12 protein-coding genes and 1 tRNA gene are annotated in these 14,871 nt (G+C 72.5%); 6 read left to right on the top strand and 7 right to left on the bottom strand.

Annotated features, from left to right (window positions below; translation table 11 throughout):
• Nucleotides 1–146 precede the first annotated feature (146 nt).
• From ABFY07_RS35625 to ABFY07_RS35615, 3 genes are all read left to right on the top strand, one after another.
• Entirely contained in the window at nucleotides 147–1,181 is a 1,035-nt protein-coding gene (locus ABFY07_RS35625; RefSeq protein WP_428837065.1) for an SGNH/GDSL hydrolase family protein, read from the top strand.
• Between the two features lie 423 nt (nucleotides 1,182–1,604).
• A complete protein-coding gene (locus ABFY07_RS35620; RefSeq protein ID WP_346178470.1) occupies nucleotides 1,605–2,825 on the top strand; it encodes an acetyl-CoA C-acetyltransferase in 1,221 nt (406 codons plus the stop codon).
• Nucleotides 2,826–3,079: 254 nt separating this feature from the next.
• The gene (locus tag ABFY07_RS35615) at nucleotides 3,080–4,051 is read left to right on the top strand and encodes a hypothetical protein (protein ID WP_346178469.1); all 972 of its coding nucleotides are present in this window, start codon (nucleotides 3,080–3,082) and stop codon (nucleotides 4,049–4,051) included.
• Nucleotides 4,052–4,107: 56 nt separating this feature from the next.
• Here the strand turns inward: ABFY07_RS35615 and ABFY07_RS35610 are convergent, their stop codons facing one another.
• On the bottom strand, nucleotides 4,108–4,428 hold the full coding sequence (locus ABFY07_RS35610) for a hypothetical protein (RefSeq protein WP_076972190.1): 321 nt from the start codon (nucleotides 4,426–4,428) through the stop codon (nucleotides 4,108–4,110).
• Between the two features lie 124 nt (nucleotides 4,429–4,552).
• On the opposite strand from ABFY07_RS35610, the gene ABFY07_RS35605 reads away from it, so the two are divergent.
• Entirely contained in the window at nucleotides 4,553–4,783 is a 231-nt protein-coding gene (locus ABFY07_RS35605; protein ID WP_065960412.1) for a DUF4287 domain-containing protein, read from the top strand.
• Nucleotides 4,784–4,902: 119 nt separating this feature from the next.
• Here the strand turns inward: ABFY07_RS35605 and ABFY07_RS35600 are convergent, their stop codons facing one another.
• Together ABFY07_RS35600 and ABFY07_RS35595 are read right to left on the bottom strand one after the other, a co-directional pair.
• Entirely contained in the window at nucleotides 4,903–5,799 is an 897-nt protein-coding gene (locus ABFY07_RS35600; protein WP_065960413.1) for a Bax inhibitor-1/YccA family protein, read from the bottom strand.
• 186 nt (nucleotides 5,800–5,985) lie between these two features.
• Nucleotides 5,986–6,068, bottom strand: a tRNA-Leu gene (locus ABFY07_RS35595).
• Between the two features lie 398 nt (nucleotides 6,069–6,466).
• Here ABFY07_RS35595 and ABFY07_RS35590 point away from each other — a divergent pair.
• Together ABFY07_RS35590 and ABFY07_RS35585 are read left to right on the top strand one after the other, a co-directional pair.
• Nucleotides 6,467–7,246 (top strand): ABC transporter ATP-binding protein, encoded by a 780-nt coding sequence (locus ABFY07_RS35590; protein ID WP_346178468.1) that lies wholly within the window; start codon nucleotides 6,467–6,469, stop codon nucleotides 7,244–7,246.
• Between the two features lie 112 nt (nucleotides 7,247–7,358).
• The gene (locus ABFY07_RS35585; RefSeq protein ID WP_346178467.1) at nucleotides 7,359–9,902 is read left to right on the top strand and encodes an ABC transporter permease; all 2,544 of its coding nucleotides are present in this window, start codon (nucleotides 7,359–7,361) and stop codon (nucleotides 9,900–9,902) included.
• 87 nt (nucleotides 9,903–9,989) lie between these two features.
• Here ABFY07_RS35585 and ABFY07_RS35580 read toward each other — a convergent pair whose 3' ends face one another.
• From ABFY07_RS35580 to ABFY07_RS35565, 4 genes are all read right to left on the bottom strand, one after another.
• The gene (locus tag ABFY07_RS35580; RefSeq protein WP_346178466.1) at nucleotides 9,990–11,318 is read right to left on the bottom strand and encodes a class I SAM-dependent methyltransferase; all 1,329 of its coding nucleotides are present in this window, start codon (nucleotides 11,316–11,318) and stop codon (nucleotides 9,990–9,992) included.
• A gap of 215 nt (nucleotides 11,319–11,533) precedes the next feature.
• Complete coding sequence (locus tag ABFY07_RS35575) at nucleotides 11,534–12,913, bottom strand: NAD(P)/FAD-dependent oxidoreductase (protein WP_346178465.1); 1,380 nt, start codon at nucleotides 12,911–12,913, stop codon at nucleotides 11,534–11,536.
• A 410-nt stretch (nucleotides 12,914–13,323) separates the two neighbouring features.
• Nucleotides 13,324–14,265 (bottom strand): Ppx/GppA phosphatase family protein, encoded by a 942-nt coding sequence (locus tag ABFY07_RS35570; RefSeq protein WP_346178464.1) that lies wholly within the window; start codon nucleotides 14,263–14,265, stop codon nucleotides 13,324–13,326.
• Nucleotides 14,262–14,822 carry a DUF501 domain-containing protein gene (locus tag ABFY07_RS35565; protein WP_065960432.1) on the bottom strand — a complete coding sequence of 187 codons (561 nt, stop codon included), beginning with the start codon at nucleotides 14,820–14,822 and terminating at the stop codon, nucleotides 14,262–14,264. Before ABFY07_RS35565 ends, ABFY07_RS35570 begins: the two co-directional genes overlap by 4 nt.
• Between the last annotated feature and the right edge of the window lie 49 nt (nucleotides 14,823–14,871).

The following is a 14,871-nucleotide window of genomic DNA, read 5'->3' as shown; positions in this document are numbered from 1 at the left end:
GCTTATTGCGGACCGTGACCGCTTGACCGGTGCCTCTTGCCCGCACGCGGAGGGGACGCACAAGCTGGACGACAACTGGTTAGGAAGTCGTACAAAAAAGGGTACAAAGGAGCAACAAGGCGTGTGGACGGAGGTGGGCTGGACCCATGTCTATGTCGAGGGCGAGAGTCGCGCGGCGGATCGCCGCCGCGGCGGCGTACGGAGGCGGTGGAATCGGGCTGCTGGGCGGCGTGGCCGCCGTTCTGCTGCTCACCGAGGTCTCACACGCGAAGCGGGTGGTCGGCGGCTCCGAGGACCCTCCGCCGCGCGCCGACGGCCGGTACGGGTTCGACTTCTCCGCGAGCGACGGCCGGCCGCCGCTGCGGCTGGCCTTCCTCGGCGACTCCACCGCCGCCGGGCAGGGCGTGCACCGGCCCAGCCAGACGCCGGGCGCGCTGCTCGCCTCCGGGCTGGCCGCGGTCGCCGAGCGCCCCGTCGACCTGCGCAATGTGGCCCAGCCCGGCGCCCAGTCCGACGACCTGGAGCGGCAGGTGACGCTGGTGCTGGAGGACCCGGCGGCCCGCCCCGACGTCTGCGTGATCATGATCGGCGCCAATGACGTCACCCACCGCATGCCCCCGGCCCAGTCGGTCCGGCTGCTGTCGGAGGCGGTGCGCAGGCTGCGCGAGCGCGGCTGCGAGGTGGTGGTGGGCACCTGCCCGGACCTCGGCACCATCGAGCCCGTCTACCAGCCGCTGCGCTGGATCGCCCGCCGCCTCAGCCGCCAGCTGGCCGCCGCGCAGACCATCGGGGTGGTCGAGCAGGGCGGCCGTACGGTGTCGCTGGGCGATCTGCTCGGGCCGGAGTTCGCGGCCAATCCGCGGGAGCTGTTCGGGCCGGACAACTATCACCCCTCGGCGGAGGGGTACGCCACGGCCGCGATGGCCGTGCTGCCGACGCTGTGCGGGGCGCTGGGGCTGTGGCCGCAGGAGCCCGAGGAGGCCCGGGACGTGGGCATCCTGCCGGTGGCGAAGGCCGCGGCCGAGGCGGCGGCCGAGGGCGGCACCGAGGTCACCGCGGCCCGCGGGCCCTGGGCCCGGCTGCTGCGGCGCGACCGCCGCGCCTCGGGCGAGCGGCCCCCCGCCACCGCGGACCAGGCCGAGGCCCCCTCCTCCACCGGCCCACCGCCCGGCGCGGGCTAGGTACGGACGGGCCCCCGCGGCCGCAGGCAGGGCCCCGGCCGCGCGCTGGACCCCGGGCTGCAAGCTCGGACCGGCCGCGGGCTGGGCCCCGGCCGCCGACTGGGTTCCGGCCGTCGGCTGGCCCCCGCTGCGCGCCGGGCCGGGCGCACTGGGCCCCGGCCGCAGGCAGGGCCCGGCCACCAGGACCCCGGCTGCCGGCTGAGGCCGACTGCGCGCTGAGCCCCGGCCACCGGCTGGGCCCGGCCGCGGACCCCGGGCGATTCCCGGGCGCTCTGGGCGCCTCGGGCGCCACAGGCGCCGCCCCGGCGCTGAGCATACGCTTGGAAAAGAGTCCCGCATCACAGCCCGGATGCCGTGACCCCCGCGATACGTACGGGTAACTTCCCTCAGAGTCCCAGCCCTTCGCGCCCCCATGGAGCCGTGATGCCCGAAGCCGTGATCGTCTCTGCCGCCCGCTCCCCCATCGGCCGGGCCTTCAAGGGTTCGCTCAAGGAGCTGCGGCCGGACGACCTGACCGCCGAGATCGTCCAGGCGGCGCTCGCCAAGGTCCCCCAGCTCGACCCCCGCGACATCGACGACCTCATGCTCGGCTGCGGCCTGCCGGGCGGCGAGCAGGGGCACAACCTGGGCCGGATCGTGGCCGTGCAGATGGGCATGGACCACCTGCCCGGCTGCACCATCACCCGCTACTGCTCCTCCTCGCTCCAGACCTCCCGGATGGCCCTGCACGCCATCAAGGCGGGCGAGGGGGACGTCTTCATCTCGGCGGGCGTCGAGATGGTCTCCCGCTCGGTGAAGGGCACCTCGGACGGGCTGCCGGACACCCACAACCCGCTCTTCGCCGACGCCGAGGCCCGCACCGCCACGCGCGCCGAGCAGGAGGGCACGGACTGGCACGACCCGCGCGAGGACGGACTGGTCCCCGACGCGTACATCGCGATGGGCCAGACCGCGGAGAACCTGGCCCGGCTCAAGGGCATCACCCGCGAGGAGATGGACGAGTTCGGCGTACGGTCGCAGAACCTGGCCGAGGAGGCCATCAAGAAGGGCTTCTGGGAGCGCGAGATCACGCCTGTGACGACCCCGGACGGCACGGTGGTCGCCAAGGACGACGGGCCGCGCGCGGGGACGACCCTGGAGGGCGTGCGCGGCCTCAAGCCGGTCTTCCGCCCCGACGGGCTGGTCACCGCGGGCAACTGCTGCCCGCTCAACGACGGCGCCGCGGCGCTGGTGATCATGTCGGACACCAAGGCCCGGGAGCTGGGCGTGACGCCGCTGGCGCGGATCGTGTCAACGGGCGTCTCGGCGCTCTCGCCGGAGATCATGGGCTACGGGCCGGTCGAGGCGTCCAAGCAGGCGCTGGCGCGGGCGGGGATGACGATCGGCGACATCGACCTGGTCGAGATCAACGAGGCGTTCGCCGCGCAGGTCATCCCGTCCTACCGCGACCTGGGCATCGACCTCGACCGGCTCAATGTGAACGGCGGCGCGATCGCCGTCGGCCACCCCTTCGGCATGACAGGCGCCCGGATCACCGGCACGCTGATCAACTCGCTCCAGTTCCACGACAAGCAGTTCGGCCTGGAGACCATGTGCGTCGGCGGCGGCCAGGGCATGGCGATGGTGCTGGAGCGGCTGAGCTGAGCCGCCGAGCGAGCCGGACACGGAGCTGCGCACATGCCGCGCGCATAAGTCGTGACCGAATCTCCCCCAGGATGTGACCAAGGTCCTGGGGGAGTGTTGTATGCCCAGCTCAGCGGCGGTGCTCCGGGCCCCGCCCGCCCCTCCCCGGCCCGTTTTCCGTCCACTTGGTGATGTTATGCACTGACACGGGGCGGCACCGCGGGCCAAGCTGAGGTAGGAATTCGGGGGATCAACAGGAACCGGGAGTTAAGTCAGTGAGCCCCATGACTCTTGCCGCCCTCCTGGCCGCGGCCACCGCCACGGCCGTGGGCGCCTCCGCCCTGCTCACCGCCCGCGGCGTCCGGCGGGAGATCGCCGAGCTGCGCGCCGAGCTCGCGGCGGCGGTCGCTCCCGCCGGCGGGCGGGACGGTGGGGCGGGCCCGGAGGCGGACGGGACGGACGCCGTCGCGGTGCCCGCGCCCCGCGCCGCCGCTCCCGCCGCCGAGATACGCGCCGCCGTGGCCGACGCGCTCGCCGAGGAGCGGGAGCGCGAGCTGGCCGAGGCGCGGGCGTTCTGGGCCGCGCAGGAGGCCCGGGACACGGCGACGGCGGGCGACGCCCACCCGCTGCTGGGCAGGCTGGCCGGGCTCGGCGAGGAGCCCCAGCCGGACCTGATCCCCTACGTGCCGCGGCAGCCCGAGACGTCCGGCGTGGAGCCGCTGCTCGACCTGGACCCCCTCGGCCCCGACGGCCTCACCCCCGAGCACCTCGACCCCTCGGGCGAGCCGGACCGGCAGCCGGAGACCGCGACCGAGGTGGAGGTGGATCTGGACCTCGGCCCGGAGGCGGAGCCGCCGGCCGGGGCGGCCGTGGAGTCGGCCGAGCTGGCGGCCGCGCGCCGGCGCCACCCCTCGCACCCGGACTTCTCGCCGCACCCCACCGTCGCCGACCACGACCGGACGGTGGCCCGGCTCACCGAGCTGGCCGACGGCCGCGTCCCGCTCGCCGACGTACGCCCCGGCCCACTGGGCACCCTCGACGTGTACGTCTTCGCCGACGGCACCACGGTCTGCATGACCCCGGGCCACCGCGAGACCGCCGAGCGGCTCGCGGACGCGCTGCTCGAGGGCCCCGCCCCGGTGCTGCTGCTGGGCAGCTCCGGGGTCCACGGCGCCTACGCGCTGACCTTCGGCTGCGGGGACGAACAGGTGTACGTCCTCGCCGACCGCGTCATCGCCTCGCTGTAGCCCGAGCCCGAGCCCGAGCCCGTAGCCCGTAGAGGCCGCCCTTCAGAGGCCGCCCCTCAGAGACCGCAGCGCCTGGCCGTGGCCTCCACGAGGTCCACCGCGCCGGAGAGCGCGGCGCCCTCCGGCGCGCGCTCCAGCGCATGCGCCAAATCGTGCCCGGCCACCGCGAGCTGGTCCGCGACCGCGAACAGCCCCGCGTCCGGCATGATCCTCGGGCTGCTCCCGGGCTCCTCGATCCGCTGGGCCCGCACCGACAATTCCCTTGCCAGCGCCAGTCCTTCGGCCGCCACGCCCCGGCTCAGCCGGGACTGCGGAAGGGCGCGCAGACGGTCGGCGAGCCGGTCCACGGCGGTCAGCAGAGGGGTCGTGTCATTCACATCGCGAGCCTATGCGCCACCCCCGGACTGTTGCCAACGGCCGAACAGTCAGGCACGGTGAGCTGAAGGACCAAATCCGGGCCATGAAAACCGGTCCGGCAAAACGGACGCGTCGGAGGCGCCGATGTCCCAATCCTTCTCCGAAGAAACCCACCGGAACCTGCTCTCCCGAATCCCCCACTGCACCGGCCGTGAAGTAGCCGACTGGTTGCGCACCGTAGACGAAGGGCCCGCTCTCTTCCGCTTCGAGGAGAAGGTCAGCTGGTTGCGGGGCGAGCATCAGCTCGCGTACGGCCACGCCAAGGCGATCATTCATGAGCACGATCTGAGGCGGGCCGCGCGCAAGCTCACCTAGCCTCCACCACCCACAACAGAACAGACGAAGGGCCCGCGGGGCGCATGCCCCGCGGGCCCTTCGTATCACCGGTTCGCATCACCTGGAGGTCCGGTGCCCGAGGGCCCGGCCCCCGGGGATCAGTCCCTGAAGATGGAGATCAGCCGGAGCAGCTCCAGGTAGATCCACACCAGGGACAGGGTCAGACCGAACGCGGCCAGCCAGGACTCCTCGCGCGGAGCGCCGTACCGGACGCCGTCCTCGACCTGCTTGAAGTCCAGCGCCAGGAACGCGGCGCCGAGCACCACGCCCACGATGCCGAACACGATGCCGAGGCCGCCGCTGCGGAAGCCGAGGCCGTCACCGCCGCCGAAGGCGGCGAACAGCAGGTTGACCGACATCAGCAGCAGGAAGCCGATGGCGGCGCCGAGCACAAAGCGCTGGAATCGCGCGTTCACCCGGATGAGCCGGGTCTTGTACGCGGCGAGGACGCCGACGAAGACGGCCATCGTGCCGAGCACGGCCTGCATCGGGATGCCGGACCAGCGCTCGTTGTACACCTGGCTGATGACGCCGAGGAAGAGGCCCTCGAAGAGGGCGTAGCTCATGATCAGCGCGGGCGAGGCCTTGCGCTTGAACGACTGGACCAGGCCGAGCACCATCGCCACGAGCGCGGCGCCGAAGCCGACGGCGACGGGCAGGTCCAGGATCCAGGCGGCCGCCGCGGCGACGATGACGGTGCCCAGCGTCATGCCGGTGCGCATGACGACGTCGTCCATCGTCATCCGGCCGGTCTGCAGCGGGCCCGCCGGCGGCGCGCCGTACATCTGCTGCAGCTGGTCGGGTGTCAGATTCTGCTGGTCACCGACCGCGTACGGGTTGGTCGGGGCCTGCGGCTGCGCGTAAGGATTACCACCGGCGTACGGGTTGCCCTGTGCTGCGGCGGGGCCCCCGGCCTGCGGTGCCGCGCCGAAGCCCGCGTAGCCGCCGTCGCGGCTGAACCCCCGTCGCGAGAAGACCGGGTTGCTGCTCCTCATCTCACTCCTCCATGGCCGCCCTGCGCGACCTTGACTCCAGAGTAATGGGTAAGCAAAGAAAGCACCCTAGTGCCCAGGGAGGATATTTCCATGCACGCGTGAGCGGCGCGAGGCCCACGAGGGCCCCGCGCGGTAGACGTTGGGCGACCGGGCGCGCACGCAGCGTGCGGCGGCCGGGTCTGGGTGTGCCCGGAACCGGACTTGAACCGGTACGCCCGCGAGGGGCAGCGAGGTTTAAGCTCGCCGTGTCTGCATTCCACCATCCGGGCAGCGGCTCCCTGGGCCGTACGAGCGCGTACGTCCCTCCCCATAGGAGAGCAACCACGAGCCTATCCGGGGGCATGCCCCCGAACAGCGGATCGACGAACCGAGGTTGTCTTATTTTATTGGCAACTGAGGGTTCATCAGCATCGGGTCGGGGCAGCCGTACACACCGGCGTCCACCGGACCTGGCCATATGCCACACCACGCCCCGGGCGGGGGATTGACGCAATCTCGACGCCCCCGGACGGGGGTCCTCTCCTACCCAAGGAGGACCCGGGCCCCGCCGCGTACGTCCCGAGTCCCGTACGGAAACCGGAGCGCGGGGTGATACCAGGGCCCCACGGGGCTGTGAACATGGGAGGACGCCACGATGTCCCCCACAGCAGCGACAGGAGCCTCCACCGTGACCACGACCCCCTCCGGAGTCCAGGCCGCCCCCCGCGCCACCGCCGCGGCGCGCGCCACGGACCTCACCAAGGTCTACGGAGAGGGCGAGACCCAGGTCGTCGCCCTCGACGGCGTCTCCGTCGAGTTCCGGCAGGCCGAGTTCACCGCCATCATGGGCCCGTCCGGCTCCGGCAAGTCGACGCTCATGCACTGCATGGCGGGTCTTGACACGGTCTCCGGCGGCTCGGCCCGCATCGGCGACGTCGAGCTGACCTCGCTCAAGGACAAGAAGCTCACCCAACTGCGCCGCGACAAGATCGGGTTCATCTTCCAGGCGTTCAACCTGCTGCCCACCCTGAACGCGCTGGAGAACATCACGCTGCCCATGGACATCGCCGGCCGCAAGCCGGACCAGGCCTGGCTGGACCAGGTGGTGGACACGGTGGGGCTGTCCGGGCGACTCAAGCACCGCCCCGCCCAGCTCTCCGGCGGCCAGCAGCAGCGCGTCGCGGTGGCCCGCGCCCTGGCCGGCAAGCCCGAGATCATCTTCGCCGACGAGCCGACCGGCAACCTGGACTCCCGCTCCGGCGCCGAGGTCCTGGGCTTTCTGCGCAACTCGGTGCGCGAACTGGGCCAGACCGTGGTCATGGTCACCCATGACCCGGTCGCCGCGTCCTACGCCGATCGGGTGGTCTTCCTCGCCGACGGCCGGATCGTCGACGAGCTGCGCGACCCGACCGCCGAGGCGGTGCTGGACCGCATGAAGCGTTTCGACGCCAAGGGCCGTACGAGCTGAGCCATGCGCGCCGCCGGACCGGGCCCTGCGGGCCGCCGGCCGGGCCGCGCGCCGGATCCGCCGTCTTCACGCTCCAAGCCCCACCGCCGCCATCCCTCACTTGGACACACCCATGCTCCGTACCGCCTTGCGCAACGTCCTCGCGCACAAGGCCCGGCTGATGATGACCGTGCTCGCCGTCCTGCTCGGCGTGGCCTTCGTCTCCGGCACCCTGGTCTTCACCGACACCATCTCCAGCGCCTACCAGAAGAGCTCGGAGAAGGGCTTCTCCGGCGTCGACGTCGCCATCAAGCCGGAGAAGTCCGACGACGACTCGGGAAACCCGGGCGCCGCGCCCCGGCTGACCCAGGGCCTGCTCGACCGGGCCGACAAGGTGCCCGGCGCGGCCTCGGCCACCGGCATCGTCTCCGGCTACACCGCCGTCGCCGACAAGAGCGGCGACCTGCTCGGCAACGGCTTCGCCAACGCCGGCGGCAACTACTACCCGGGCGCCGGCGGCAAGGACCCCCGCTACACGCTGACCGACGGCCGCGCCCCCAAGTCCGCGGGCGAGGTCGCGCTCGACTCGAAGACCGCCGACCGCGGCCACTACAAGGTGGGCGACTCCGTCCGGCTGTCCGTGGACGGCCCGGTGCGCCGGGAGAAGGTCGTCGGCGTCTTCTCCACCGATGACGGCAACGTCGCGGCGGGCGGCAGCCTGGTGCTGTTCGACACGCCCACCGCGCAGCGGCTGTTCGCCAAGCCGGGTGAATTCGACGAGATCGATGTGAAGGCCGCCGCGGGCACCTCGCAGGCCGCCCTCAAGGCGGGCGTCGACAAGATCCTGCCGAAGGACGCCGAGGCCACCACCGGCCAGCAGCTCGCCGACGACCAGGCGGACCTGATCAAGCAGCAGATGAGCGGCATGCAGACCGGCATGCTGGTCTTCGCCGGGATCTCGCTGTTCGTCGGCGTCTTCATCATCGCCAACACCTTCACCATGCTGGTCGCCCAGCGCACCCGCGAGCTGGCGCTGATGCGCGCGGTCGGCGCCTCCCGCCGCCAGGTGACGCGCTCGGTGCTGATCGAGGCCACCGCCGTCGGCGCGGTCGCGGCCGTCACGGGCCTCGCGGCCGGCATCGGCATCGGCGCCGGGCTGCGCTCGCTGCTCAACTCCACCGGGGCCACCGTCCCGGACGGCCCGCTGATCGTCTCCCCGACCGCCATCGCCGTCTCGCTGCTGGTCGGCGTCGTGGTGACGGTGCTCGCCGCCTGGCTGCCCGGCCGCCGCGCCGCGAAGATCCCGCCGGTCGCCGCGATGAACAGCGTGCACGCCGCGCCGACCACCCGCGGCCTGGTGGTGCGCAACACCATCGGCGCGGTGCTCGCCGGGGCGGGTGCGGCCGGGGTGCTGGCCGGGAGCCGGATGGGCTCCGACGGCAAGCTCCCCATGGGGCTGGGCGCGGCCGTCCTGGTGGTGGGCGTGTTCGTGCTCACCCCGCTGCTGTCCCGGCCGCTCATCGCGGCCGCCGCCCCGGTGCTGCGCGCCTTCGGGATCTCCGGCAAGCTCGCCCGGCAGAACGCGGTGCGCAATCCGCGCCGTACCGCCGCCACGGCCTCCGCGCTGATGGTCGGGCTGACGCTGATCACCGGCATGACGGTGATCGCCGGCAGCGTCCAGAAGGGCATCGACAACATGGCCACCAGCGCCCTGAAGTCGGACTACGTGGTGAGCCTGGGCGGCTTCGACGGCATGCGCCCGCTGTCCCCGGACGTGGAGAAGACGCTGGGCGACCTGGAGCAGGTGACCGCGCTCAGCCCGCTGCGCAACTCCGCGTCCCGTATCGAGGGCGACACCGAATACCTGACGGGCGTCAACGGGAAGACCGTCCGCGACCTGGTCGGGGTCGACTTCACGGAGGGCTCCTTCGCCGGACTCGGCGGCGACAGGGTCGTGGTCGACGACAAGACCGCCGACCACTACGGCTGGAAGCGCGGGTCCGCCTTCACGGTGACCTACGAGGACGGCCGCCGGGGCAAGCTGTCCGTGGTGGGGGTCTACGAGGGCAACGAGATGATCCGCGGCATCATGCTCGACAACGCCACCCTCAGCCCGCACATGCGCACCGTGACCGACATGCAGGTCATGCTGAAGACCAAGGACGGGGCCTCGGCCGCCACCAAGGACGCCATCGAGAAGGCGCTCGGCGACAACCCCGCCATCCAGGTGCAGGACAAGGAGGACATCTCCGACGGCATCGCCCAGTTCTTCACCCTGATGCTGAACATGCTGTACGGGCTGCTGGCCATGGCCGTCATCGTCGCGGTGCTGGGCGTCATCAACACCCTCGCGATGTCGGTGTTCGAACGGTCCCAGGAGATCGGCATGTTGCGGGCCATCGGTCTGGACCGGCGCGGCATCAAGCGCATGGTGCGCCTGGAGTCGCTGGTGATCTCGCTCTTCGGCGGGGTGCTCGGGATCGGCCTCGGCCTCTTCTTCGGCTGGGCCGCCGGTGAGCTGATCTCCTCCGGTCTGCCCACCTACGAGCTGGTCCTGCCGTGGGGCCGGATGGCCGTCTTCCTGGTGCTGGCCGCGCTGGTCGGCGTCCTGGCCGCGCTGTGGCCGGCCCGGCGGGCGGCCAAGCTCAACATGCTGGCGGCCATCAAGGCCGAGTAGGGCGGCTCCCCCGCACCGAACCCACGAGCGCCGGACGGGCCCAGCCCGTCCGGCGCTCGCGTCTGTCAGCCCCGCCGCTCGCGCCTGTCAGCCCCGCCAGTCGCGGGCGCGCAGCGGCATGCCGGACGCCCCGCCCTCCGGGGTACGGACCGCCAGGACCTGGTTCACCCCGATCCGGTTGCGCTCGAAGGACAGGGCCGAGGCCGCCATGTACAGCCGCCACACCCGGGCCCGCCCCGGCGAGGTGAGCCGTACGGCCTGCTTCCAGTGGGCCTCCAGGTTGGCGACCCAGCGGCGCAGCGTGAGGGCGTAGTGCTCGCGGATGGCCTCCACGTCGCGCACCTCGAAGCCCGCCTCCTCCAGCTGGGTGACGGTCCGTCCGACCGGGGCGAGCTCCCCGTCGGGGAAGACGTAGCGGTCGATGAACTCGTCGACGTGGTACGCCTCCTCGTCCGGCTCCGGGCGCCGGGCGATCTGGTGGTTCAGCAGCCGGCCGCCGGGCTTGAGGAGGGCGTACAGGTCGGCGGCGTACTCGGCGTAGCGCGCGGAGCCGACGTGCTCGGCCATGCCGATCGAGGAGATCGCGTCGTAGGGGCCGTCGGCGATCTCGCGGTAGTCCTGGACCCGGATCTCGACCCGGTCGGTGAGCCCGGCGTCGGCGACGCGCTTGCGGGCGTAGGCGGCCTGCTCCTGCGAGAGGGTGATGCCGACGGCCCGCACGCCGTACTCGCGCGCCGCGTGCAGCACCATGGAGCCCCAGCCGCAGCCCACGTCCAGCAGCCGCTGGCCGGGGCGGAGCGCCAGCTTGCGGCAGACGAGGTCGAGCTTGGCGCGCTGGGCGTCCTCGAGCGTGGCGCCGTCGGCCTCGGTGCCCTCCCAGTAGGCGCAGGAGTAGACCATGGAGGGGCCGAGGACCAGCTCGTAGAAGTCGTTGCCGACGTCGTAGTGGTGGCTGATGGCCTCCTTGTCGCGGCGCAGCGTGTGCAGCGGCCCGCGCGGCGCGCGGCGCGCCTCCTCCCGGGGCGGGGCCGGCGGCAGCCCGGGCCCGGCGAGGCCGGCCAGGGTGCGGACGGCGGAGCGCAGCGCGGGGTCGCGCAGCGCCTTGAGGGCGGCGACGGCCTTCGACCGACGCGATGCCGAGGCCTCGCCGCGCTCCCACAGCAGCCCGGCCAGCCGGTCCAGGGCGTCGTAGAGGTCGCCCTCGACGTCGAGGTCGCCGGCCACCCAGGCGCGGGCCAGGCCCAGCTCGCCCGGCTTCCACAGCAGCCGGCGCAGCGCCCTGCGGCGCCGTACGACCAGGACGGGGGTGTGCGGCGGGCCCGTCTCGCTGTGGTCCCAGGCGCGGATCCGGATGGGGAGCGGGGCTCCCAGCACCTCCTCGGCCAGTGCGGCGAGCCGCTGGGCGGCGTCGGCCATGTCACACACCTCCGTGATGGTGAGTCAGGAAGATTCACTCACCACGTAAACACCACGCGGCCCGCCGTACAGTCCCGCCGACACGTCTGGAATCGGCAAAGACCATCCGCTCGCGCGCAGGCCCGGGAAAACGCGGAGGGCGCCCGCCCCACGGATGGCGGACGCCCTTCGGCATCGGAGGTGTACGGGACCGGGCCCAGGGGCCGATCCGTGAGTTAGCTGGCCTTGGCCTTCTCGGCGGTGTTCTCCGCCTTCTTGGCCGCGGCCGCGGAGACCGGGGCGGCGGCCTCGTAGAACTCCTCGCGGGGGTTCTCGATGGCGCCGAGGGAGACGACCTCGCGCTTGAGGAACATGCCCAGCGTCCAGTCGGCGAAGACGCGGATCTTGCGGTTGAAGGTCGGCATGGCCATGCCGTGGTAGCCGCGGTGCATGTACCAGGCCAGCCGGCCCTTGAGCTTGATCTTGGTCTTGCCGAAGACGATCATCGCGACGCCCTTGTGCAGACCGAGCCCCGCGACCGCGCCCTTGTTGGCGTGCTTGTACTCGCGCTGCGGGAAGCCCCGCATGCCCGAGATCACGTTGTCGCCGAGCACCTTGGCCTGGCGCAGCGCGTGCTGGGCGTTCGGCGGGCACCAGGCGCCCTCGCCCACGGCGAGGTCGGGGACCTGGGCGTTGTCGCCGGCGGCCCAGATGTAGTCGGTGCCCTGGACCTGCAGCGTCGCGGCGGTGTCCACGTGGCCGCGGGGGCCGAGCGGCAGACCGAAGCGGGCGAGCGCCGGGTTCGGCTTGACGCCGGCGGTCCACACGATCGTGTTGGAGTCGACCTCCAGGCCGTTCTTCAACACGACGTGGCCGTCGACGCAGGAGTCCATGGAGGTGCCGAGGTAGACCTCGACCCCGCGCTTCTGGAGGTGCTCCAGGCCCCACTGGCCGAGCTTCGGGCCGACCTCGGGGAGGATCTTGTCGGCGGCGTCGACGAGGATGAAGCGCATGTCCTCGCGCTTCACGTTCGGGTAGTACTTGGCGGCGTCGCGCGCCATGTCCTCGACCTCGCCGATGGTCTCCGCGCCCGCGAAGCCACCGCCGACGAAGACGAAGGTGAGGGCCTTGCGGCGGATCTCCTCGTCGGTCGTGGAGTCGGCCTTGTCGAGCTGCTCGAGGACGTGGTTGCGCAGGCCGATGGCCTCCTCGATGCCCTTCATGCCGATGCCGTTCTCGGCGAGGCCGGGGATCGGGAAGGTGCGGGAGACGGCGCCGAGAGCGATGACCAGGTAGTCGAAGGGCAGCTCGTACGCCTCGCCGACGAGCGGCTGGACGGTGGCGACCTTGCGGTCCTGGTCGATGGTCGTCACACGGCCGGTGAGGACCTCCGCCTTGGGGAGCACGCGCCGCAGCGGGACCACGACGTGGCGCGGGGAGATGCTGCCGGCCGCAGCTTCTGGGAGGAAGGGCTGGTACGTCATGTACGACCGGGGGTCGACGACCGTGACGGTCGCCTCGCCGTACCGCATCTTCTTCAGGATGCGGCGTGCCGCGTACAGGCCTACGTACCCACCGCCTACAACGAGGATCCTGGGACGCTCCGTGGTGCTCATGATTCGAGTATCCAGCACCCTCAGGGGGGTGCCTCGTGAGCCCCTTCACAAGCTTTGGGGGAGGGTCTGCTACACTCCGCCGCCCCCGTGACACATCCCATACCCGCGGTAGGGAACCAGCGGGTCGCCCCGCGCGTTGACAGCCCCGCTGATCTGCGCTTGCGGTTGAACGCGGAAGTAGACCACCGGGGCCGGGCGCATCGCCGGCCGGCGCCGGGAACGGGCGCCGGCGGGGCCGCCGGGCGGGTGCGCCCCCCGAAAGCGCCCGCGTACGGGGGTCAGGGGTCACACCCTTCGGCCACCAGGCAATTTTTTCATGTGAAGCTTTTCACGAACTTTTTGCCGCGGGGGTCTCCACGGACCCCTCACACCGGGTCCACACCCCGTTCCGGCGGCCCTGCGCAACCCCGTCAGGCGATGCTCCAGGCGATGCCGTCGAGGATGTCGTGCTCGCTCACCACGACCTCCCGGGCCCCGATCCGCTCCATGATCGTCAGCAGGACGAGCGCCCCCGAGGCGATCACGTCCACCCGGCCCTCGTGCATCACGGGGATCGCCGCCCGCTCGGCGTGCGTGGAGCCGATCAGCTTGTCCGTGATCGCACGGACCTGCTCCAGCGGGACGCGCGCGTGGTGGATGGCGGCGGAGTCGTACTCCGGCAGCCCCAGCGCGATGCCGGCGACGGTGGTGACCGATCCCGCCAGCCCGACCAGGCTACCCGCCTCACGGATCGGCACGGTCTCCTCGACGAGGTCCAGGGCCCGCTCGATGTCGGCCCGTATGGCGGCGATCTGACCGGGCGCCGGCGGGTCGCTGATCCGCCCGTCCACGACCAGATGGCGCTCGGTCATCCGCACACAGCCGATGTCCACGCTGCGCGCGGCGCGCACCCGGCCGTCGCCGACCACGAACTCGGTCGAGCCGCCGCCGATGTCCACCACCAGGTAGGGCCGGGCCAGGCCCTGGCGGTCGGTCAGCTCCTTGGTGGCGCCCGTGAAGGAGAACTCCGCCTCCTGGTCGCCGCTGATCACCTCGGGCTCCACGCCCAGGATCCCCACGACCCCGCGCGCGAACTCCTCGCGGTTCTCCGCGTCGCGGGAGGCGGAGGTGGCGACGAAGCGGACCCGCTCGACGCCGAGCCCGCCGATCACCTCCGCGTACTCCCGGCAGGCCGCGAAGGTGCGCTCCAGGGCCTCGGGGGCCAGCCGCCCGGTGCGGTCCACGCCCTGGCCGAGCCGGACGATGCGCATCCGGCGGTCGAGCTCGCCGATCCGGCCGGTCGCCGGGTCGGCGTCGGCCACCAGCAGCCGGATCGAGTTGGTGCCGCAGTCCACGGCCGCGACGCGGCTCATGCGCCCTCCCCCGCGCTCTCCCGGTCGCCCGCCGCCCGGCCGCCGCACGGGGTCGCGCACGGCCCCTTCGCCCACCACTTCGGCAGCATGGCGAGGGCCTCGTCGCCGAGCGGGTTGACCCCGGGGCCCGCGGCGAGGGAGTGGGCGACGAGGACGTGCAGGCACTTGACCCGGTCCGGCATCCCGCCCGCGCTGGGGAACCCCTCCAGCACCTCGATAGCGTCGCGGCGCGCGAGGTAGTCCTCGTGGGCCGCCCGGTAGGCGTCGGCCAGCTCGGGGTCGGTGGCCAGCCGGGCCGTCATCTCCTTCATCACGCCCTCGGCCTCCAGCGTGCCGATCGCGGAGGCGGCGCGCGGGCAGGTCAGGTAGTAGAGGGTCGGGAAGGGCGAGCCGTCCTCGAGCCGCGGGGCGGTCTCGACGACGTCCGGGTTGCCGCAGGGGCAGCGGTGCGCGACGGCGCGCAGACCACGCGGCAGGCGGTTCAGCTGCTCCTTGACGGCGGCGATGTCCGCGTCGGTGGGCGCGGTGGGCTCCGTCTGCGGAGGGGGCGTATCCATCGGTGGGAAGTTCTCTTCGATCGGTTCGGTCGGCCGCCCCGGGCGGCCG

This window comes from Streptomyces sparsogenes subsp. cuspidosporus (assembly GCF_039532705.1).
In the GTDB taxonomy this organism is placed as follows: domain Bacteria; phylum Actinomycetota; class Actinomycetes; order Streptomycetales; family Streptomycetaceae; genus Streptomyces; species Streptomyces sparsogenes.
This window is presented reverse-complemented; position numbering and strand designations above follow the sequence as displayed.

Excerpts from the sequence above, each read along its gene's own strand:
- ABFY07_RS35625 (WP_428837065.1), top strand. The coding sequence starts at position 147 with ATGTCTATGTCGAGGGCGAGAGTCGCGCGGCGGATCGCCGCCGCGGCG.
- ABFY07_RS35620 (WP_346178470.1), top strand. The coding sequence starts at position 1,605 with ATGCCCGAAGCCGTGATCGTCTCTGCCGCCCGCTCCCCCATCGGCCGG.
- ABFY07_RS35605 (WP_065960412.1), top strand. The coding sequence starts at position 4,553 with ATGTCCCAATCCTTCTCCGAAGAAACCCACCGGAACCTGCTCTCCCGA.
- ABFY07_RS35600 (WP_065960413.1), bottom strand. The coding sequence starts at position 5,799 with ATGAGGAGCAGCAACCCGGTCTTCTCGCGACGGGGGTTCAGCCGCGAC.
- ABFY07_RS35585 (WP_346178467.1), top strand. The coding sequence starts at position 7,359 with ATGCTCCGTACCGCCTTGCGCAACGTCCTCGCGCACAAGGCCCGGCTG.
- ABFY07_RS35580 (WP_346178466.1), bottom strand. The coding sequence starts at position 11,318 with ATGGCCGACGCCGCCCAGCGGCTCGCCGCACTGGCCGAGGAGGTGCTG.
- ABFY07_RS35575 (WP_346178465.1), bottom strand. The coding sequence starts at position 12,913 with ATGAGCACCACGGAGCGTCCCAGGATCCTCGTTGTAGGCGGTGGGTAC.
- ABFY07_RS35570 (WP_346178464.1), bottom strand. The coding sequence starts at position 14,265 with ATGAGCCGCGTCGCGGCCGTGGACTGCGGCACCAACTCGATCCGGCTG.
- ABFY07_RS35565 (WP_065960432.1), bottom strand. The coding sequence starts at position 14,822 with ATGGATACGCCCCCTCCGCAGACGGAGCCCACCGCGCCCACCGACGCG.